This window comes from Vibrio gelatinilyticus (genome assembly GCF_022836845.1).
In the GTDB taxonomy this organism is placed as follows: Bacteria; Pseudomonadota; Gammaproteobacteria; order Enterobacterales; family Vibrionaceae; genus Vibrio; species Vibrio gelatinilyticus.
Window position 1 is genome coordinate 48,090 of the sequence record NZ_JAJNNZ010000013.1, and the last position, 19,038, is coordinate 67,127.

General features: G+C 46.0%; 21 protein-coding genes. 12 read left to right on the plus strand and 9 right to left on the minus strand.

The window, feature by feature from the left end; translation table 11 throughout:
- Positions 1–43 precede the first annotated feature (43 nt).
- Complete coding sequence (gene tpiA / locus LNL84_RS14915) at positions 44–817, minus strand: triose-phosphate isomerase (protein ID WP_244358360.1); 774 nt, start codon at positions 815–817, stop codon at positions 44–46.
- Positions 818–1,094: 277 nt separating this feature from the next.
- On the opposite strand from tpiA, the gene LNL84_RS14920 reads away from it, so the two are divergent.
- A complete protein-coding gene (locus tag LNL84_RS14920) occupies positions 1,095–1,442 on the plus strand; it encodes a 5-carboxymethyl-2-hydroxymuconate Delta-isomerase (RefSeq protein ID WP_244358361.1) in 348 nt (115 codons plus the stop codon).
- Between the two features lie 14 nt (positions 1,443–1,456).
- Positions 1,457–1,882, plus strand: a complete 426-nt coding sequence (locus LNL84_RS14925; protein WP_244358362.1) for a DUF805 domain-containing protein — start codon at positions 1,457–1,459, stop codon at positions 1,880–1,882.
- 20 nt (positions 1,883–1,902) lie between these two features.
- Here the strand turns inward: LNL84_RS14925 and LNL84_RS14930 are convergent, their stop codons facing one another.
- From LNL84_RS14930 to glpX, 3 genes are all read right to left on the minus strand, one after another.
- On the minus strand, positions 1,903–2,256 hold the full coding sequence (locus LNL84_RS14930; RefSeq protein ID WP_244358363.1) for a DUF3135 domain-containing protein: 354 nt from the start codon (positions 2,254–2,256) through the stop codon (positions 1,903–1,905).
- A gap of 165 nt (positions 2,257–2,421) precedes the next feature.
- On the minus strand, positions 2,422–3,042 hold the full coding sequence (locus LNL84_RS14935; protein ID WP_244358364.1) for a helix-turn-helix transcriptional regulator: 621 nt from the start codon (positions 3,040–3,042) through the stop codon (positions 2,422–2,424).
- Positions 3,043–3,169: 127 nt separating this feature from the next.
- The gene (gene glpX, locus LNL84_RS14940; protein ID WP_244358365.1) at positions 3,170–4,177 is read right to left on the minus strand and encodes a class II fructose-bisphosphatase; all 1,008 of its coding nucleotides are present in this window, start codon (positions 4,175–4,177) and stop codon (positions 3,170–3,172) included.
- Positions 4,178–4,536: 359 nt separating this feature from the next.
- Between glpX and zapB the strand changes: the two genes are divergently transcribed.
- From zapB to LNL84_RS14955, 3 genes are all read left to right on the plus strand, one after another.
- A complete protein-coding gene (zapB, locus tag LNL84_RS14945) occupies positions 4,537–4,779 on the plus strand; it encodes a cell division protein ZapB (RefSeq protein WP_244358366.1) in 243 nt (80 codons plus the stop codon).
- Positions 4,780–4,976: 197 nt separating this feature from the next.
- Positions 4,977–5,618 carry a TetR/AcrR family transcriptional regulator gene (locus LNL84_RS14950; protein ID WP_244358367.1) on the plus strand — a complete coding sequence of 214 codons (642 nt, stop codon included), beginning with the start codon at positions 4,977–4,979 and terminating at the stop codon, positions 5,616–5,618.
- A gap of 91 nt (positions 5,619–5,709) precedes the next feature.
- Positions 5,710–6,708, plus strand: a complete 999-nt coding sequence (locus tag LNL84_RS14955) for a DHH family phosphoesterase (RefSeq protein WP_244358409.1) — start codon at positions 5,710–5,712, stop codon at positions 6,706–6,708.
- On the opposite strand, the gene LNL84_RS14960 is transcribed toward LNL84_RS14955, so the two are convergent.
- Positions 6,698–7,828 (minus strand): murein hydrolase activator EnvC family protein, encoded by a 1,131-nt coding sequence (locus LNL84_RS14960; RefSeq protein ID WP_244358368.1) that lies wholly within the window; start codon positions 7,826–7,828, stop codon positions 6,698–6,700. The two genes, LNL84_RS14955 and LNL84_RS14960, sit on opposite strands and share 11 nt — an antisense overlap.
- Before the next feature lie 126 nt (positions 7,829–7,954).
- Complete coding sequence (gpmM, locus tag LNL84_RS14965) at positions 7,955–9,487, minus strand: 2,3-bisphosphoglycerate-independent phosphoglycerate mutase (RefSeq protein WP_244358369.1); 1,533 nt, start codon at positions 9,485–9,487, stop codon at positions 7,955–7,957.
- A gap of 384 nt (positions 9,488–9,871) precedes the next feature.
- On the opposite strand from gpmM, the gene LNL84_RS14970 reads away from it, so the two are divergent.
- The 4 genes from LNL84_RS14970 to cysE all read left to right on the plus strand — a co-directional run bounded on the left by LNL84_RS14970 (position 9,872) and on the right by cysE (position 12,977).
- A complete protein-coding gene (locus LNL84_RS14970; protein ID WP_244358370.1) occupies positions 9,872–10,306 on the plus strand; it encodes a rhodanese-like domain-containing protein in 435 nt (144 codons plus the stop codon).
- Positions 10,307–10,469: 163 nt separating this feature from the next.
- A complete protein-coding gene (gene secB / locus LNL84_RS14975; RefSeq protein ID WP_244358371.1) occupies positions 10,470–10,937 on the plus strand; it encodes a protein-export chaperone SecB in 468 nt (155 codons plus the stop codon).
- A gap of 156 nt (positions 10,938–11,093) precedes the next feature.
- Positions 11,094–12,113, plus strand: a complete 1,020-nt coding sequence (gpsA, locus tag LNL84_RS14980; protein ID WP_244358372.1) for an NAD(P)H-dependent glycerol-3-phosphate dehydrogenase — start codon at positions 11,094–11,096, stop codon at positions 12,111–12,113.
- Between the two features lie 42 nt (positions 12,114–12,155).
- A complete protein-coding gene (cysE, locus tag LNL84_RS14985) occupies positions 12,156–12,977 on the plus strand; it encodes a serine O-acetyltransferase (RefSeq protein ID WP_244358373.1) in 822 nt (273 codons plus the stop codon).
- 54 nt (positions 12,978–13,031) lie between these two features.
- On the opposite strand, the gene LNL84_RS14990 is transcribed toward cysE, so the two are convergent.
- The gene (locus LNL84_RS14990) at positions 13,032–14,381 is read right to left on the minus strand and encodes an MATE family efflux transporter (protein WP_244358374.1); all 1,350 of its coding nucleotides are present in this window, start codon (positions 14,379–14,381) and stop codon (positions 13,032–13,034) included.
- 244 nt (positions 14,382–14,625) lie between these two features.
- Here LNL84_RS14990 and LNL84_RS14995 point away from each other — a divergent pair, with 244 nt between their 5' ends.
- From LNL84_RS14995 to LNL84_RS15005, 3 genes are all read left to right on the plus strand, one after another.
- Entirely contained in the window at positions 14,626–14,916 is a 291-nt protein-coding gene (locus LNL84_RS14995) for a co-chaperone GroES (protein WP_017061289.1), read from the plus strand.
- A gap of 71 nt (positions 14,917–14,987) precedes the next feature.
- Positions 14,988–16,634, plus strand: coding sequence for a chaperonin GroEL (groL, locus tag LNL84_RS15000; protein ID WP_244358375.1), 1,647 nt, complete (start codon positions 14,988–14,990; stop codon positions 16,632–16,634).
- Between the two features lie 187 nt (positions 16,635–16,821).
- Positions 16,822–17,385, plus strand: coding sequence for a VC2662 family protein (locus LNL84_RS15005; protein WP_244358376.1), 564 nt, complete (start codon positions 16,822–16,824; stop codon positions 17,383–17,385).
- A 49-nt stretch (positions 17,386–17,434) separates the two neighbouring features.
- Here LNL84_RS15005 and LNL84_RS15010 read toward each other — a convergent pair whose 3' ends face one another.
- Entirely contained in the window at positions 17,435–17,917 is a 483-nt protein-coding gene (locus LNL84_RS15010; RefSeq protein WP_244358377.1) for an MgtC/SapB family protein, read from the minus strand.
- A gap of 92 nt (positions 17,918–18,009) precedes the next feature.
- Positions 18,010–19,032 (minus strand): EF-P beta-lysylation protein EpmB, encoded by a 1,023-nt coding sequence (gene epmB / locus LNL84_RS15015; protein ID WP_244358378.1) that lies wholly within the window; start codon positions 19,030–19,032, stop codon positions 18,010–18,012.
- Between the last annotated feature and the right edge of the window lie 6 nt (positions 19,033–19,038).

The window sequence follows — 19,038 nt, forward strand, 5'->3', positions numbered from 1 at the left end:
AGCAGGATCATGAGAGCCTGCTTTTCAGTCTTTAGATAATCGATTACTTCGCTTTTGCTGCCGCAGCTGCTTTAGCGATAGCTGCGAAGCTTTTCGCGTCTAGAGCAGCACCACCAACGAGAGCACCGTCAATGTCTGGTTGTGAGAAGTATGCTTCAGCGTTTTCTGGCTTAACAGAACCACCGTATTGGATGATGACTTGCTCAGCAACAGCTGCGTCTTTGCTCGCGATTAGAGCACGGATAGAAGCGTGGATGCGCTGTGCATCTTCAGCTGTCGCTGCTTTACCAGTACCGATAGCCCAGATTGGCTCGTATGCGATGATCGCGCCGTTTAGTGCTTCAACGCCGTATGCGTCGATAACAGCGTTGATTTGACGTGCACATACCGCTTCAGTTTCACCTGCTTCGTTTTGAGCTTCAGATTCACCGATACAGAAAACTGGCTTAAGGCCATTTTCTTGTAGGAAAGCGAATTTCTTAGCGATAAACTCGTCAGATTCGTTGTGGTATTCACGACGCTCAGAGTGGCCGATGATGATGTGAGAAGCACCAAAGTCTTTTAGCATCTCTGGAGACATGTCGCCAGTGAATGCACCGCTGTTGTTTAGGTCTGTGTTTTGTGCACCAAGAATGATCTTGTTGCCGCCTTCAGCGATTACGCGTTCTGCTAGGTCGATGTATAGTGCAGGTGGAGCTACTGCCACGTCTACACCAGTTACGCCTTCAAGTTCAGCGTTTAGACCAGTTAGCAGTTCAGTTACCATTGCTTTGCTGCCGTTGAGTTTCCAGTTACCCATAACTACAGGTTGACGCATGAGATTTTCTCCAAAATCAATGAATGTAAAAAATAAACGAGATTACGAAAGAATATAACAGAATAATTCATCCAGATCATGATTGTCGTCATGTCTTTCTCGCTTCGTTATAAATGCTGGCCCAAGTCATTGACTTGTTGGGGCTCAAGTTACCAATAAATGACGTGACTTGACGGCCGAGCAGTGATCCAGTAAACAAAATAATAGTTTAATTCTCGGATTTTTCTTACGGACTTGCTATATGTTGTCCTTCACGAGCAAATGCTAGGAAATGGAAATGCCAAATTTAGTCATGGAGTACTCAAATCGCGTTGATGAGCGTTTGAATGTTCAAGGGTTGTTAGCAGAATTGCATCAGGTAACTCTGGACTCTGGTTTGTTTGATAGGTGTGCCGTTAAGTCTCGAGCCTTGCGATGTCACCATTGGCTCATAGGTGACTTTGCGGATAATGAAGACTTTGTTCACATTAGTTTTGAGCTATTATCAGGAAGAAGTGAAGAGCAAAAACGTGACCTGTCTCGTCGTTTGATGGATGTGTTACGCGACAAGGCCAGTCAAGTTAAGAGCTTAACCGTCAATGTCCGTGACATGGACAAAAGCAGTTTTCAGAAAATTATGAATTAGTATTTAGGTAAGCAATGTCGATAAAATCACTACTTTTTTCTTTTCAAGGCCGAGTGAATCGCAAAACATTCTGGATTTGGAATGTCTTGTACTATTTGGCGATCATGGTGTGTTCACAGGGCATCAACTTTTTGTATCCGTCGCTCGTACATGTTCTCCTTCCTATCATTTTATTGGGATTGCTCATCCCTGATTTAGCCATTACCGCCAAGCGCTGGCACGATAGAAATAAATCGACATGGTGGTTGCTACTTAATATTCCACTGGTCATCGGTCGCTTAAGCTTGCCAACATTTGATCCTGCCGTTGCGGCGCAACCGTCATTGCTGCAAAGTCTGATATCTATCTCAGCCTTGGGCTGTGGTTTATGGGTATTAGTTGAATGTGGCTTTATGAAAGGCTCTGAAGGAGAAAATCGTTTTGGTTCTGAGCCAAAGTAGCTTATTGGTTGGCGCGATGTTCAGCGCCAACTTTCTTTAGTAGGAAAACGGATCACTGTTGCATTTGTTGCTTGCTCATTTTCTTCTCCTCTCAGGGCCTGGGAGAACTTAACGATTTGACGGTGTAGCTCTTGGCGTAACAACACATTAGCGTGAATGGGGTTTTTGGCTTTACTCAGTACTCGATCTATATGAGTTTGTTGAGCTTCTAAGCGAGGTTTCATCTCTTCAGAGCTGGTGTCAATCAGTTGACGGCACAGCTCTTTCTTTAACGTATCAAACTGCTCTGGGTTATCGCTGGCCAGTATCATCAGTTCATCAAAAGAGGGTATGTCTAAACATGCCTGGTTTGCCGCTTGTCTGAATTGCTTCATGCTCATCTCCTCGCACCTGTTATGTTTAATGCCGGAAATACCGCGCATCAAATGTGCTCACAGGACTTAGCTTAGGAAGTGATATGGGGGATGAACAGTGTAAGGTGGGAAGAGTCTCAGCTATGAGACGGATTACCAACAATGAAACACATGGAAAGTACGGTGTTATTGAGCTGTGGTGATCTTGTAGCTGCAACGACGCTGGCCGCTGATGATGTGCTCTGTTCGTATAATGCTGTAGTTGCTGCCAAGCAGTGTTTTGAAAATAGTCAGTTCTGATTGGCACAGCATGTCACAACGTGTTGCTGCTTTGCATATCGGGCAGTGATTTTCGACGAGTGTATAGCCATCGCTATCAACAAATAACTCGGCAATATAGCCATCTCGTTCTCTGAGCATCACCAGTGCGTTTAATTTTTCTTCGATATTGGTGATTGCAGACAGTTGTTCTTGGTAAGCATCGAGAGTTCGCTCTGAACGAAGTAGGGCGACTTTATTAAGCCCGTCTTCGCCATACAGTTCTTCTATAGCATCGATGAACTGCACCGTTAAGTCGCCGTGTCTGTCAGCAAAGTGGCTATGCCCTTTCGCGGTGAGCGACCAATGGCGATTAGGGCGCCCGACTTTAACTTTTACATCTTCAAAGCGAAGCAATCCTTTGTCTTGTAGTTGCTGAAGATGCTGACGTGCCCCCATTGAGGTGATGTCCAACGCCGTTGCGATGCTTTTTGCGTTGGCAGAACCTTCTCGTTTGATGATTTGCAGAATCTGTTCCGTGGCTTTCATTGATCCGTCCATATTGGTTTCGGCTTTATTATGGCGGATGAGGTTAATAAAGCAAATTATTTACTTAGTTAAAGCCCATGGATAAAAAAAGCGCCGTATGAGACGGCGCTTTCCAATCAAATCGATATTAGAGAATGATATCTCTAACTTCGGGATCTTTACGCTCTAGGTAGTGGATCGACTTAATGCGACGAATAGTGCGACAACGACCACGAATGAGTAATGTTTCGGTGGTGGCGATATTGCCTTGACGGGTAATGCCCTCGAGCAGGTCGCCCTTAGTGATCCCTGTTGCTGAAAACACCACGTTATCACTTTGCGCCATGTCTTCCATACGTAATACCACGTTGACCTCAACGCCCATTTCTTTACAACGTTGCAGCTCCAATTCGCCGTGTGCACGGTTTTCGTCGCTATCGCCTTTCACTTGATGGCGAGGCAGTAAGCGACCGTGCATGTCGCCATCCAGTGCGCGTATAACCGCTGCTGATACCACACCTTCTGGAGCGCCACCGATGCAGTACATCGCATCCACTTCGCTATCTGGCATGCAGGTAAGTATTGAGGCTGCTACATCACCATCTGGTACTGCAAAGACTCGTACACCCATAGCTTGCATTTCGGCAATCACGGCGTCGTGACGTGGTTTTGCGAGAGTGGTCACTACTAAGGTATCGATTGATTTACCGAGTGCAGCTGCAATGTTTTCCAAATTTTCTTTTAGTGGGCGGTGCAGGTCAATAACCCCCTTAGCTCCGGGCCCAACAACTAGCTTTTCCATATACATGTCAGGTGCTTTCAGAAAGCTGCCTTTTTCACCTGCCGCGAGTACAGCTAATGCATTTGACTGACCCATAGCGGTCATACGGGTGCCTTCGATTGGGTCGACAGCGATATCAACGCAGTCGCCACCTAAACCTACATTCTCGCCAATATACAGCATCGGTGCATCGTCGATTTCACCTTCGCCAATCACGATCTCACCACTGATGTCCGTTTTGTTCAGTAGGCTGCGCATGACTTCAACAGCTGCATTATCGGCAGCATTTTTGTCACCTCGGCCAAGCCATTTATAGCCGGCCAATGCGGCACCTTCAGTTACTCGTGAAAAGGCCATTGCTAAATCGCGTTTCATACTGACTCCATAGGAAGAAAATGAGGAAAAGTTAACGGCGCGAATTCTAGCATATTCTAAAGAAAACGTTTGCTTTTTTGCGCGTTCCTTAGAAACAAATTCATGCTGTCAATGGGTTTGTATGGTGAGGAGGTAGGGTAGTGTTACGGGAATGTTTCACCTGATAGGCTATTCAAATCCAATATGAATGAATCTAAGGCCAATCTAGGTGAGTGTTGTGTTATGCCTTGGCTGTTTTTTGACCGAATGGTGAAAAAATTGCAATATAGAGCGTGTCTATCTTCTCTAGGCTGAGTAGAATGAGGCAATATAGAATGAAATGAATTTCATCATCATCGAATCAATATAGGTAGGCCAAGATGTCTTTTGAAGTATTAGAACAATTAGAAGCGAAAATACAAACTGCAGTTGACACCATTGCGCTTCTTCAAATGGAAGTGGAAGAGTTAAAAGAAGAAAAGTCACAGTTGGCGTTACAGGCTGAAGAGCTACGAAATGGCCGAGAAGAGCTGCAACAAAAGACAGAGAATATGCAACGTGAGCACGCTCAGTGGCAAGAGCGCATTCGCGGTCTGCTTGGCAAAATGGACGAAGTTGAGTAAAAAAGTGTCTCCAACAGATTGATTAAGCACTCATTTTTGAGTGCTTTTTTTTATTTTGGCAACCTCGTAGTCGCCCTGAGTCTGTTTATCATCTATTGTAAAGTTATGCTTGGTTTGGTCTAACCAGCGCCTCAAGTATTTCACTTGATGGTATTGGACGTATACTGATGTAAATTGTTGAGAGGAAGTTTGTCAAAATGAAAACCCGAGAGAAGATTGTGCATGCGGCATTAGAGTTATTTAACTCGAGTGGTGAACGTAATGTGACCACTAACCATATCGCTGCACATATTGGGATCAGTCCTGGCAACCTTTATTACCATTTTCGCAATAAGCAAGAAATCGTACGAGAGATCTTTGCTTTGTATTCCCGGGAGTTAATTGAGCGCTTTACTCCACTACAAGGACAGCAGGAAAGCCTTGTTTTATTGAAGCATTATCTCGATTCTATTTTTACGCTGATGTGGAAGTATCGCTTCTTCTACGCCAACTTACCGGAAATCTTACAAAGAGATCCGGTATTGCATGATGAGTACATCCAAGTGCAAAATCGATTGCAAGTAAACTTGGTGAATATCCTTAAAGCATTTGTGGAGCTAAACTTACTGGATGTCGATGACGCTGAATTGAATTCACTAGTGACAACACTGCATATGATGGCCGCAAGTTGGTTAAGCTATCAATCTTCTATGTCGCCAAAAACCCAAATAACCGAGCAAGTGATCCAGCAAGGCATGTTACACATGATTAATATCGTTAAACCGTTGGCGACTCAAAAAGGGCGTGAGCAACTCTCTTTGCTTGAAGATGGCGTGAAAATGATGTCGGCATCGATTTAGAAAGCATGTCTTATAGCAAATAGGCATTTTACCCAGACCCTACTCTCAGAGTAGGGTCTTGTTTATTGTGGCGATGAAATGGGAATTTGTTGTGCATTATGATGTGTTTAACGGCGATGCAGATGGCATTATTGCCTTGCTGCAGCTAAGGCTCAATGAGCCGAGAAAGTCTCAACTTATCACCGGTGTTAAGCGTGATATACAGCTACTTGAGCGAGTGCCAAAAGATGATGTAAGTAGTGTAACGGTATTGGATGTATCATTAGATAGAAACAGTGTGGCGCTCGAGCAGCTGCTTGATGCGAAAGTACCCGTCACCTATATCGATCACCATCTTGCGAGCTTGTTGCCACGTTCTGAATACCTGACCAGTCATATTGATTTATCCGCCACCACGTGTACTTCATTGATCGTTAACCGGTTGCTCAAAGGGGAGTTTCAAAACTGGGCCATCGCCGCGGCGTATGGGGACAACCTTGTCGATGTTGCCATTCGGCTTAGCAAGGCGTCGGGGCATTCCGAAGAGCAAGATAAGCAACTTAAGCAACTGGGGAAGCTGATTAATTACAATGGTTACGGTGAAAGCCTTGATGATTTGCACTTTCATCCGATGGCGCTCTATCAAAAGCTTTTGGCCTACCATGATCCTTTTGATGTAATCGCAGACCAGTCTTCGCCATATCACCAGTTGGTTGAAGGCTATCAGTGTGATTTACTAGCGGTTGAGCAAGCTGAAACCTTATATCAGTCGTCGATACTCGAAGTGTGTCTTTTGCCTGATTCCTCCTCATCAAGAAGGATTATCGGCGAATACAGTAATCAGTTAGTGCGTCAGCAGCCAGACAAAGCACACATTATCTTGTCAAAGCGAACGGCTAATGGAGAAAAGGATGAGCCACAATATACCTTATCATTACGTGCTCCTTTGAGTCAGCCGCACAGCGCTGGTGCTATCTGCAGTGTTTTTGTCAGCGGCGGCGGAAGGGAGATAGCAGCAGGTATCAACACCTTATCCTTGAGTGGCCTCAATGACGTGATTGCACTGACCGAGAAAACCTACTTAAATGGCCCGGTGCAGACTAGCGGGTGAGCCACTGCTTCGGGTTTTGGGCTTTACTGTTACGGCGGATCTCAAAGTACAGAGATGAACTTGATTGTCCGCCAGTATCTCCAGCTAGCGCCAACGTTTCTCCGGCACGCACCCGATCGCCTTCTTTTTTGAGCAAAGTTTGGTTGTAGCCATAGAGCGTCATATCCCCTTTACCATGATCAAGCAGAACCACTAAACCGTAGCCTCTCAGATATTCCGCAAACACCACCGTCCCAGAGTACACTGCTTTGACGGATTGGCCATATTGCGCCTTGATCACCATACCCTTCCAGGTGATTTGCCCTGTTTGTTTGGTGCCAAAGCGATGCATTACCTGACCTTTGAGAGGCCAAGGTAGCTTGCCTTTCTGTCGTGCCAGACCGTCCATCGGCACGGTATTGCGCTTCGCCGCTTTTGCGATCTCAGCCTTTAGGCGTGTTTCATTGCGCTGTAACTCGGCCAAATAATTCTTATCACCAGAGATGCTTTTATTAATTTTCTTGATCGTCGATTTTCGACTTGTTTGATTCTTAGTAAGCTTCTCTCGTTTGGCTTTTTGTTCTTTTAGCAATTGAGCGATTTGATTTCGCTCTAATTCCAGTGCTCGCTCACTTTGTTCTAGTTGCTGCTTGGTCTGCTCTAATTCCGTAATGGCATTGGCTCTCGCTTTGGCCAGGTGTTGATAGTACTGGCTGACTCGGTCTTCTTTTTCGTCATTGCTAAATAGGTTGCGATTGGCGCTGTTGGTGGTCATCACATAATAGGCATGCACCAAGTCAGCCAAGATTTTCTGCTGCTGGTGTTTTTGTGTTTGCAGAGAGTCAACTTGTTGGTGCAGTTCATCAATATTTTTGTTTGCCACCGCAAGATCGGTACTGCTGCGTTTGATGTCGTTTTCGGCTAACGAGATAGTCAGTTCTTGATCTCTTAATGATTTTTGTAGTGCATTCAGTTGTTTCTGTTGTTTGGACAAGGATTGTTTTTGACGATCAATTTCATTTTTGACGCCAGACAATTCGTTTTGATTGGCGAAGACACTGTGCGTAAAAAAAATCGCGCTAAGCGCAACTAATAAGAAAGTAACGTAATGAAGGTGCTGGTTTTTTTTAAAGTTGAGCATTACAGATCCATTGCGTTATGGCGAAAATGAGAGCATGACTTACTTTATTGAAAAGCACCTAGAGGCGCAAGCAAACAAAAACGCCGATGCGTGAGCACCGGCGTTTTTAACGTGATCTTGACTCAATTACTTAGTCAGGATTTCACCTGTCATCTCAGTCGGGATGTTCATGCCTGTTAGTGACAGCATGGTTGGAGCTAAGTCAGACAGTTTTCCACCTTCTTTAAACTCAACCGCTTCCTCGCCAATGTAGATAAGAGGTACTGGTAGGTTGGTGTGAGCAGTGTGAGTACCGCCTGTTTCAGGATCTACCATCATTTCCGCGTTACCGTGGTCAGCTGTAATAAGCATTTGACCGCCGACTTGCTTAATCGCTTCAACAACTTTGCCAACGCTTGCGTCTAGTGCTTCGATCGCTTGCTCTGCCGCTTCGTATACACCGGTGTGACCAACCATGTCAGCGTTAGGGTAGTTACAGATAATCGTGTCGTATTTACCCGACTTGATCGCTGCGACCATTTTTTCAGTGAGCTCTTCTGAGCTCATTTCTGGCTGTAGGTCATAAGTAGCAACCTTAGGGGAAGCCACTAAACTACGTTCTTCGCCGTCAAATTCAGCTTCCACGCCGCCATTAAAGAAGAACGTCACGTGTGCGTATTTCTCTGTCTCAGAGATACGCAGTTGAGTTTTCCCTTCTTTGGATAACCACTCACCGTACGTGTTTTCTAGTGACGCTGGTGGGAATGCACATAGCAGAGGAATGTCTGCTGCGTATTGAGTCAGCATAACAAAGTCTACGGCCGGGAATACTTTGCGCTCGAAGCCTTCAAAGGCAGGAACGAAAGCACGTGTGATTTCACGAGCACGGTCAGCACGGTAGTTCATAAAGATAACCGCATCGCCTTCAACAATCGCGGCAGACTCTTGACCTTCAGTACGAAGCTCTGTTGGTGCAACGAATTCATCGTTTTCTTCACGAGCGTAAGCGGCTTCCAAGCCTTCTACGGCCGAGTCAAACGTAAAGGCACCCTCTGCTTGAGTCAGCAGATCGTAGGCCTTTTCTACGCGATCCCAGTTGTTGTCGCGATCCATTGCATAGTAACGCCCCACAAGAGACGCGACGCGGCCTTTACCAAGTTCGGCAAATAGAGCGTCGAAGCGTTTTAGTGAACCTTCAGCACTGCGTGGTGGAGTGTCGCGTCCGTCTAGGAAGCAATGTAGGTAGATTTTTTCAGCGCCACGCTCTGCTGCCATTTTTACTGCCGCATAGATGTGATCTTCGTGAGAGTGTACGCCACCTGGAGACATCAGCCCCATTAGGTGAACCGCTTTACCTGCTGCTATGGCTTTATCCATCGCGGCAGCCAGTACTTCGTTTTGACCGAATTCACCATCAGAGATAGATTTAGTGATACGCGTAAGATCCTGATATACCACTCGGCCTGCACCAATGTTGGTATGACCAACTTCAGAGTTACCCATTTGACCATCAGGAAGACCCACGTCCATGCCAGAAGCAGAGATTAAGGTATTTGGATTGTTGGCAATCAAGCTATCCATTACAGGCGTGTTCGCGTTATTAATTGCATTGCTTGCGCTATCTTCACGGTATCCCCAACCGTCAAGAATCACTAGAGCCATCGGCTTCTTAGCAGACATAGTGTATGACCTCGTCAAATTCAAAGTAACTTTACAAAAACAAATTAGCGTAATTTTACTACACTTTTTAACCAAAACTGTAGTGGCAGATCAAATATTGTTGCTGAAAAACTGTTGTTTGCTTTCAAGTGTGGTGTTGGATTACCCGCAAACAGGGGGCTGCGCCCCTGTAATCATAGGCGTAATCTTTAAGTAAAGTGGCTGTTTCGAACCATTTATACGCTAGGAATGTTGAGTAACTCCAATTGATGGTGCCTATTTCACTAATAGTAAAGGAGAATGATCTCAATTATTGGCTAGAAACATTTTCCCCTCTCGCCACAGCGAGGGTTAGCCGCTATACTCCTCGTCTGATTTTATGTTCAACCGATAAGAGCGCAAGCTATGCAAGAGTACTTAGAATTTTTTCAGCAAAATATGATCATGTCGTTAGTTTGGGTTGCACTATTCGTTGCTCTCATTGCCAACATTGTTAAAGCAGCCAACGCGGCTTACAAAGAGATCTCCGCAGCTCAGGTCACTCAATTAATGAACCATGAGAACGGTGCTGTGATTGATATTCGCTCTAAAGATGATTTCAAACGTGGTCATATTACGGGCGCACTTCACATTTTGCCGTCTGATATCAAAGCAGGTTCAATCGCGGAGCTTGAAAAACGTAAATCAGACCCAATCATTGTGGTATGTAAGACAGGACAGACAGCGCAAGAAAGCGCAAACCTTCTAGCGAAGGCTGGCTTTGAGAAAGTGTACCTATTGAAAAACGGCCTAGTGGCATGGAGCGAAGCGAATCTTCCTCTAGTTAAAGGCAAAAAGTAGGGCGTTACTGGCTAAAATCGCGGCATTTATCGACCAAGGGTGTGATAAATGCCACGTAATTTAAGGCTCGCCTAGTCATCACTCGTCGGCTTCGTTAGTCTGCTGTCAAAGAGAATCACTCGTCTCGACAGAATTAATTTAGACGTATTTAAGGATAAGCATCATGGCTGAAGCAGCACAACAAGACGCACAACAAAACTTCACGATTCAACGTATCTTTCTAAAAGACCTATCGTTTGAAGCTCCTAATTCACCAGCAATGTTCCAAAAAGAATGGAACCCTGATGTGAAACTTGACCTTGATACACAAAGTCGTGAGCTTGGTGAAGGTGTATACGAAGTTGTACTTCGTTTGACTGTGACCGTTAAGAATGCTGAAGAAACAGCTTTCCTTTGTGAAATTCAACAAGGTGGTATTTTCACTGCTGAGAAGATGGAAGCGGGTCAACTAGCTCATTGCCTAGGAGCATTCTGCCCGAACATCCTGTTCCCTTACGCACGTGAAACGATTTCTGGCCTAACGATGAAAGGTACGTTCCCACAACTGAACCTAGCGCCAGTTAACTTTGACGCTTTGTTCATGAACTACCTACAACAGCAAGCTAACCAAGAAGGTCAAGCTGACGCTTAATTGCAAGCGCTGACGATAGAGTTTCGTCAGGTTTTGAAGCTAAAGCAAAATAAATGCACAGCGCGGTATGCGGTGTGCATTTTTTGTTTAGAGATCTAAGAATACGTAATACACTGTCTCTCAACAGCAACACGAGATTGTTAATCAGGTGAAACAATGAATAATGCATACGGAAAAGAGATCACTATGACAGTGATCGGTGCGGGGTCTTACGGAACATCACTCGCGATCTCGTTGGCGCGTAATGGTGCTAACGTTGTGATTTGGGGGCACGATCCTCAACATATGGCTCGTCTACAAGCAGACAGAGCAAACCACGAATTTTTACCGGGCATTGAGTTTCCAGAATCACTCATCGTCGAGGCCGATTTAGAGAAAGCGGTGAGCGCGAGCCGAGATCTGCTGGTCGTTGTACCTAGCCATGTATTTGGCGTGGTTTTAACGAGCATTAAACCGCATCTGCGTGCTGATACTCGAATTTGCTGGGCAACAAAAGGATTGGAGCCTGAGACGGGTCGTTTGCTAAAAGACGTCGCTCATGATGTTCTTGGTAGTCACTACCCTCTTGCGGTGCTTTCTGGCCCAACGTTTGCCAAAGAGCTTGCCATGGGCATGCCAACGGCGATATCGGTTGCTTCTCCGGACGCGACATTTGTGGCAGATCTGCAAGAGAAAATTCACTGCAGCAAAACATTTCGAGTGTATGCCAATAACGACTTTACTGGCATGCAACTGGGTGGCGCGGTGAAAAACGTTATCGCTATCGGTGCAGGTATGTCTGATGGCATCGGTTTTGGTGCTAATGCTCGCACCGCATTGATCACTCGTGGTCTGGCTGAAATGACCCGTCTTGGTGCGGCATTGGGTGCGCAACAAGAAACGTTTATGGGCATGGCAGGGCTAGGTGATTTAGTGCTTACTTGTACCGATAATCAATCTCGTAATCGTCGTTTTGGTTTGGCTTTAGGTCAGGGTAAAGATGTTGATGAAGCTCAGACAGAAATTGGTCAGGTCGTTGAAGGCTATCGTAATACCAAAGAAGTATGGCTACTGTCTCAGCGTATGGGGGTAGAAATGCCAATAGTTGACCAAATCTATCAAGTGTTGTATCAAGGGAAAGATGCAAGGAATGCTGCACAAGATCTGTTAGCTAGAGACAAAAAAGCAGAAAAATAACGCAGCGAATCCGGTGGGTATTTCTCGTTCGTAGGACATGACATGAAACACTGTGAGAAACAAAAAGTTTGGCAAGCAATCGTTAAAGAAGCAAGAGAGTATTCGGAGCAAGAGCCGATGCTCGCGAGCTTCTATCATGCGACCATCATTAACCATGAGAGTTTGGGGGCAGCTTTAAGCTATATTTTAGCGAACAAGCTAAAGACCGCATCGATGCCAGCAATGGCGGTGCGCGAAGTGGTTGAGCAAGCCTTTAGTGAAGATCCATCGATTACGGGTTCTGCAGCATGTGATATCTGTGCGACGGTCAATCGAGACCCTGCGGTATCAATGTATTCTATGCCGCTGCTGTATTTGAAAGGCTACCATGCTCTTCAAGGTTATCGTGTTGCCAACTGGTTGTGGAAGCAAGGCCGTAAGGCTCTTGCCACTTACTTGCAGAACCAAATTTCAGTCGCGTGCCAGGTTGATATCCACCCGGCGGCTAAAATTGGTCGAGGTATCATGCTCGACCATGCCACAGGGATTGTGATTGGTGAAACGGCGGTTGTCGAAAATGATGTGTCAATCCTGCAAGATGTCACCTTAGGCGGTACTGGTAAAGAAGGCGGGGATCGTCACCCCAAAATTCGTGAAGGCGTTATGATAGGCGCTGGTGCCAAAATACTGGGTAACATTGAAGTCGGCGTTGGCGCAAAAATCGGCTCGTGTTCTGTGGTATTGCAACCTGTACCTGCACACACGACCGCAGCAGGTGTACCGGCTAAAATCGTCGGTAAACCGAAAACTGACATGCCTTCATTGGATATGGACCAGCAGTTTAACGGCAAGTCTCAAACCTTTGTCGGCGGAGACGGCATCTAAGTTACGGTATTGCGTTGCCTGGTGATCGTTAGGCAACGCAAACTCTTTCCCAGCTTACTTACTTTGAACTGGCAAACCTTGATATTTACGCAGCCTTAGTGCGTAGAAGTAGCCCCAAATGCCTCCAGCGATATTGCCAACCGCAATACCAATAAACAACCCTTCAATCGAATACCAATGACTGCCCAGTGCCGCAAAGGGCAATGTGAACACAAACAAGCGCATTGCGCTCCAGCTAAATGCCTTCATAGGTTGGTGCATGGCGTTTAATCCGCTAACCAGCATCATAATGATGCCCTGGAAACCATAGCTAATGGGTACCACCAACAAGTAATGCCACAGCATATCTCTTACCGCTTGTTCTTGCGAAAACAGGGCTGAAATCGGAATGCTTAGCGGCACCATCACAATAAATAGAAATAGCTGAAACACGATGGAAAAGCGGATGCTAATGAACATGCCTGAAAAACTGCGCTCTGGAGAGTTCGCACCAAAGTTCTGAGACATGAAAGGCGTCAATGCCGAGCTTAAAGAGATCAATACCAGAATCAATATGGATTCAATTCTCTGTGCGGCACCATAGGCAGCGACGGCAGCGGTTCCATGTGTAGAAAGAAGCTTCATGAGGATGGCTCCAGACAACGGAGACATGGCTGTGGACAGCCCGGCAGGAGTGCCTATTTTGAGAATTAGAAGCCAATCATTGAGTAACGTTTTACGATAGATGGCAGCCAGTAACTTTTCCCTGGCAATCAATACGTACAAAGAGCCAAACAGAGCACCAAGCCAAGCCAGACCACTGGCAATGGCCGCTCCTTGAATACCAAGTTCAGGAAAAGGACCAATGCCAAAGATCAGCAGCGGATCGAGGATGCCATTCAAGACGCCAGACAACATCATTATTTTTGCAGGTGTTTTGGTGTCCCCTGTCGCTCTGATAGCACTGTTACCAGCCATTGGGATCACCAGCAGGGGAATCGTGAGGTACCAGATACTCATATATTGATTGATCAAGGGCAGCAACGATTCTTCGGCGCCAAGTAGGCGAAACAGCGGATCGATAGTAAGCAGCCCAATGGCTGAAGCCAAGATAACCAGCAATACCGCGAGCAATAGGCCATGAGTGGTAAAGCGCGCGGCATAAGTGGCATCACCCTGACCGAGCAATCGACCGATATTGGTTGATAATCCCATCCCGATACCCATCGTAATGCAGTTGACGGCAAATGTAACAGGGAAGGTAAAGCTTATCGCAGCGAGGGCTTGCGTCCCTAACAAAGAGATAAAAAAAGTATCGACGAGATTGAACATCAGGATCGCCACCATGCCAAAAACCATGGGGACCGTCATCTGACGTAGAACAAGTGGTATAGGGGCGCTCAGTAGGCCGTGTTTGTCTTGCATTCGCTATAGCAGAAAAATGAAGCTGGTGCCAAGCATACAGTAATTTGGTACAGACAGCGACCATCTCCACCATAGCCGCTCTCAATGGTCGTATAAGCGACAATCTTCACGCAAAAGCGTTAATGTAATCACACTTTTTTCATGCTGTCCCCTTGGGTTTAGAGGAAATGCCCCCAACATAATTACCACATGCCAATGAACGGCAACTCAAAGCATAAATGAAAACAATCAGGAGAAACGACCGATGAATATCCGTCCTCTACACGACCGTGTAATCGTTGAACGTCAAGAAGTTGAATCTAAGTCAGCTGGTGGCATCGTTCTAACTGGTTCGGCTGCTGAAAAATCAACACGCGGCACGATTCTCGCTGTGGGCAAAGGTCGCATCTTAGAAAATGGTTCTGTACAGCCATTGGACGTAAAAGTTGGTGATACCGTTATCTTTGCTGAAGGCTACGGCACGAAAAGTGAAAAAATCGATGGTAAAGAAGTTCTCATCATGTCTGAAAATGACATCATGGCAATCGTTGAATAACGAAGTAGACGTTGAGTAATTTTTGCTCTGAATTGAAGCAAAAACAATGAATTTAGATAAGGAAATAAAAGATGGCTGCTAAAGACGTTAAATTTGGTAATGACGCACGAATTAAAATGCTAGAAGGTGTCAACGTTCTGGCTGACGCGGTAAAAGTAACACTAGGTCCTAAAGGCCGTAATGTCGTTCTAGACAAATCTTTTGGCGCACCCACCATCACTAAAGATGGTGTTTCCGTTGCTCGTGAAATTGAACTTGAAGACAAGTTCCAAAACATGGGCGCGCAAATGGTTAAAGAAGTTGCTTCACAAGCAAACGATGCGGCGGGTGACGGTACGACAACGGCAACAGTATTGGCTCAATCTATTGTGAGTGAAGGCCTTAAAGCGGTTGCTGCAGGCATGAACCCAATGGATCTGAAGCGCGGTATCGACAAAGCTGTCGCTGCTGCGGTTGAAGAACTGAAAGCATTGTCCGTTGAGTGTAAAGATACCAAGGCGATTGCTCAGGTAGGTACTATTTCTGCAAACTCAGACGAAACCGTTGGTAACATCATTGCAGAAGCGATGGAAAAAGTAGGCCGTGACGGTGTTATCACCGTCGAAGAAGGTCAGGCGCTACAAGATGAATTAGACGTAGTTGAAGGTATGCAGTTTGATCGCGGTTACCTATCTCCTTACTTCATTAACAATCAAGAAGCTGGAAGCGTTGATTTAGAGAGCCCGTTCATTCTTCTTATTGATAAGAAAGTATCAAACATCCGTGAGCTCCTACCAACACTAGAGGCAGTTGCTAAAGCGTCTCGTCCGCTGCTTATCATCGCAGAAGATGTTGAAGGCGAAGCGCTAGCAACGCTAGTAGTGAATAACATGCGTGGCATCGTAAAAGTGGCTGCTGTTAAAGCGCCTGGTTTTGGTGATCGCCGTAAAGCAATGCTACAAGATATCGCTATCCTGACTGGCGGTACGGTGATTTCTGAAGAAATCGGCCTAGATCTTGAGAAAGTAACATTAGAAGACCTAGGTCAAGCTAAGCGCGTTACGATCACCAAAGAAAACTCAACCATCATTGATGGCGCGGGTGAAGAAGGGATGATTCAAGGTCGTGTTGCTCAAATTCGTCAACAAATTGAAGACGCAACATCTGACTACGATAAAGAAAAACTTCAAGAGCGTGTTGCTAAGCTAGCGGGCGGCGTTGCTGTCATTAAGGTTGGCGCGGCAACTGAAGTAGAAATGAAAGAGAAGAAAGACCGTGTTGAAGATGCTCTGCACGCGACTCGTGCTGCTGTTGAAGAGGGCGTGGTCGCAGGTGGCGGTGTTGCTCTTATTCGCGCCGCGTCTAAAGTTGCAGGCCTAGAGGGCACTAACGAAGAGCAGAACGTGGGTATCCGCGTAGCACTTCGAGCAATGGAAGCACCACTACGTCAAATTACGACAAACGCAGGTGATGAAGAGTCTGTGGTTGCCAACAACGTCAAAGCCGGCGAAGGCAGCTACGGCTACAATGCCGCGACTGGCGAATATGGCGACATGATTGCGATGGGTATTTTGGACCCAACGAAAGTAACGCGCAGTGCACTTCAGTTTGCCGCATCGGTTGCTGGCCTGATGATCACCACTGAAGCGATGGTGACAGATTTACCACAGAAAGACTCCCCAGCAATGCCTGATATGGGTGGCATGGGCGGCATGGGTGGTATGCCAGGCATGATGTAGTCATGTAAGTTCTGACTGACAAAGCCGAAGGATTTTCCTTCGGCTTTTTTATGGCTAAACGTTTGTGCCTTGAAAAACCGAATGTATTGAAACTTTAATAACTTAAATGTGATGTTTCCATTGTTGGAGTAATTAACATCACCTATAGTTATTGGGATACGTCATAAATGTCAGTGGAGACAAATAAATGAAAAAGATGATGTCAGCATTAGCAGTAGCAGCGGTGGTCGCTTCCCCAATGGCTTTGGCAGATAGCTCACCAGTTATGTTCTCAACCCTTAACGGCTTTAACGCTCCAGACGCAAATGCCGTTGGCGGTGTCAGGTTATCAGTACTGCACGGTAAGGTAAGTGAAGTCAAAGGTGTCGATTTCTCACTGCTTGGTATGTCTGAAACTCAGCGTACGACAGGTGTGAACTTTGGTTTATTCTTTGGTGCGTCAAAAGTAACTCAAGAAATGAAAGGTGCATCGCTTGGTATTTTCAACTGGAACACAGGCAAAACCACCGGTGTTAACCTAGCAGCAGTCAACGTTACCAATGATGTGAAAGGCCTTAACTGGAGTGCGGTTAACTACTCAGAAGGCTACACAATGGCAGATATTGGTCTTGCAAGTTTCTCTGAAAAATCAAACTTCCAGCTAGGTATCTTCAACATGACCTCTCAAATTGATGGGGTTCAAATCGGCCTTATCAACTGTGCAGATAACGGCTTCTTCAAGTGTTTCCCTATTGTGAACTTTGCTAAGTAATCGATAGGCTGCACCAGAAAAGAGCTCTTGGTTACCCAGGAGCTTTTTTCTATTTTGAGAAGCGGTGACGCTTGAGGATTTTTTTGTGAACGCCTCTGCGCAGACTTTGAAAACTGCTTTCAGCTTTATCAACACCCAGCAATACCATCAGCGCACATAACGTTAAAAGGATCGAAGATTGAAGGTAGCCCAGCCCAATCATCATTCCCAGCCCCGCGAGTACCCAGATAATGGCAGCAGAGGTTACGCCGTGGATCTTACCATCTTGCGTCATCATGACGCCTGCGCCTAAAAAGCCTACCCCAGTGATGACCTGTCCGAGAACTCGAGCGTGATCAAGCGAACTGGACGATAAAGAGACGGCCATAGCAATAAATAAGTAGGTGCCAGAGATAATCAGTATTGCAGTGCGGATGCCGACAGGTTTCCCTCTGGTTTGACGCTCAAGCCCGATTAGGGTGCCATTTAGCGCGCAGCAGCCCAGTGCCGCCCAACTAAAAGGCCCTAAATCCAACAGTTCAGAAATGTTCATTATGCTTGCCTCGAAAATAACGGAGTATCTTCCTATTAGACCGTGCAAGCGAACGAAAATATTTTGTCGACAGGATTAAAGCTTGCTCTAGCTTATTCCAATAGTAAATCGAGAGGAGTCTTGCTGCGTTTTCCTGCCTGCTCGCGAGTCAGCTTGGGAACAAGGTAGCCCGACACGCGCTCAATCACGCCTCTCATAATGTGCTTGGCCTGCTGATCGGAAACGAAATAATGGGCAGCTCCCTGCACCTTATCGAGTACGTGCATGTAATAGGGCAAGATACCAGCGGAAAAGAGCTTGTGGCTGAGAGTAACTTGCGTTTCGATGTTGTCGTTGATCCCTTTTAGCATTACGCCCTGATTGAGTAGCGTAACGCCCGCGAGTTTAAGCTTGCTCATTGCCATTGTGACGCTATCGTCCACTTCATTCGGGTGATTAATGTGGGTGACAAGGACGGTATTGAGCCGTGTACCTTGTAAAGCCTGACATAAAAAGTTGGTGACTCGGTCAGGGATCACGACTGGAAGTCGGCTGTGTATTCGTAGTGTTTTCACATGCTTGATGCTGGCCAGTTTATCGATGAGCCAAGCCAGTTCCTCATCTTTGGCCATCAAGGGGTCGCCTCCTGAAAAGATCACTTCGTCTACCTCAGGGTGCTGTGTAATGTAGTCTAGCGCTTGCTGCCAAGTCGCTTTGTTACCGCGGTTATCTTGATAGGGGAAATGTCGACGAAAACAGTATCGGCAATTGACCGCACAACCACCTTTGAGGATCATCAGTACTCGACTGGAATACTTATGTAATAATCCTGGAATCGGATTGTCTTGTTCTTGTAATGGATCGCTAGAGTAACCCTCATGCACTTCGAATTCCTCGCCTAAAGGCAAAACCTGCCTCAGGAGGGGATCTTGAGGGTTGCCTTTTTCCATTCTATCAACAAAGCTTTGAGGAACACGCATTGGGAATAACTTACGTGCCGCTAACCCCGCTTCCCAAGGTTCGAGGTCTATTTCGAGCTCTTTTAGTAATGTAGAAGGATCGGAGATCGCATTCGATAGTTGTTTGAGCCAGTTTTGCTCAACAGGAATCAGATTTCGGGGTATGATAGGCGGCATTGAATT

What these genes read in the sequence shown, in the direction of transcription:
- groL (WP_244358375.1), top strand. Translation starts at nt 14,988, where the DNA reads ATGGCTGCTAAAGACGTTAAATTTGGTAATGACGCACGAATTAAAATG.
- LNL84_RS15010 (WP_244358377.1), bottom strand. Translation starts at nt 17,917, where the DNA reads ATGAACATTTCTGAACTGTTGGATTTAGGGCCTTTTAGTTGGGCGGCA.
- secB (WP_244358371.1), top strand. Translation starts at nt 10,470, where the DNA reads ATGGCTGAAGCAGCACAACAAGACGCACAACAAAACTTCACGATTCAA.
- gpmM (WP_244358369.1), bottom strand. Translation starts at nt 9,487, where the DNA reads ATGTCTGCTAAGAAGCCGATGGCTCTAGTGATTCTTGACGGTTGGGGA.
- cysE (WP_244358373.1), top strand. Translation starts at nt 12,156, where the DNA reads ATGAAACACTGTGAGAAACAAAAAGTTTGGCAAGCAATCGTTAAAGAA.
- LNL84_RS14925 (WP_244358362.1), top strand. Translation starts at nt 1,457, where the DNA reads ATGTCGATAAAATCACTACTTTTTTCTTTTCAAGGCCGAGTGAATCGC.
- epmB (WP_244358378.1), bottom strand. Translation starts at nt 19,032, where the DNA reads ATGCCGCCTATCATACCCCGAAATCTGATTCCTGTTGAGCAAAACTGG.
- LNL84_RS14935 (WP_244358364.1), bottom strand. Translation starts at nt 3,042, where the DNA reads ATGAAAGCCACGGAACAGATTCTGCAAATCATCAAACGAGAAGGTTCT.
- LNL84_RS14930 (WP_244358363.1), bottom strand. Translation starts at nt 2,256, where the DNA reads ATGAAGCAATTCAGACAAGCGGCAAACCAGGCATGTTTAGACATACCC.
- LNL84_RS14990 (WP_244358374.1), bottom strand. Translation starts at nt 14,381, where the DNA reads ATGCAAGACAAACACGGCCTACTGAGCGCCCCTATACCACTTGTTCTA.
- LNL84_RS14920 (WP_244358361.1), top strand. Translation starts at nt 1,095, where the DNA reads ATGCCAAATTTAGTCATGGAGTACTCAAATCGCGTTGATGAGCGTTTG.
- zapB (WP_244358366.1), top strand. Translation starts at nt 4,537, where the DNA reads ATGTCTTTTGAAGTATTAGAACAATTAGAAGCGAAAATACAAACTGCA.
- LNL84_RS14970 (WP_244358370.1), top strand. Translation starts at nt 9,872, where the DNA reads ATGCAAGAGTACTTAGAATTTTTTCAGCAAAATATGATCATGTCGTTA.
- LNL84_RS15005 (WP_244358376.1), top strand. Translation starts at nt 16,822, where the DNA reads ATGAAAAAGATGATGTCAGCATTAGCAGTAGCAGCGGTGGTCGCTTCC.
- LNL84_RS14950 (WP_244358367.1), top strand. Translation starts at nt 4,977, where the DNA reads ATGAAAACCCGAGAGAAGATTGTGCATGCGGCATTAGAGTTATTTAAC.
- LNL84_RS14995 (WP_017061289.1), top strand. Translation starts at nt 14,626, where the DNA reads ATGAATATCCGTCCTCTACACGACCGTGTAATCGTTGAACGTCAAGAA.
- gpsA (WP_244358372.1), top strand. Translation starts at nt 11,094, where the DNA reads ATGAATAATGCATACGGAAAAGAGATCACTATGACAGTGATCGGTGCG.
- LNL84_RS14960 (WP_244358368.1), bottom strand. Translation starts at nt 7,828, where the DNA reads ATGCTCAACTTTAAAAAAAACCAGCACCTTCATTACGTTACTTTCTTA.
- tpiA (WP_244358360.1), bottom strand. Translation starts at nt 817, where the DNA reads ATGCGTCAACCTGTAGTTATGGGTAACTGGAAACTCAACGGCAGCAAA.
- glpX (WP_244358365.1), bottom strand. Translation starts at nt 4,177, where the DNA reads ATGAAACGCGATTTAGCAATGGCCTTTTCACGAGTAACTGAAGGTGCC.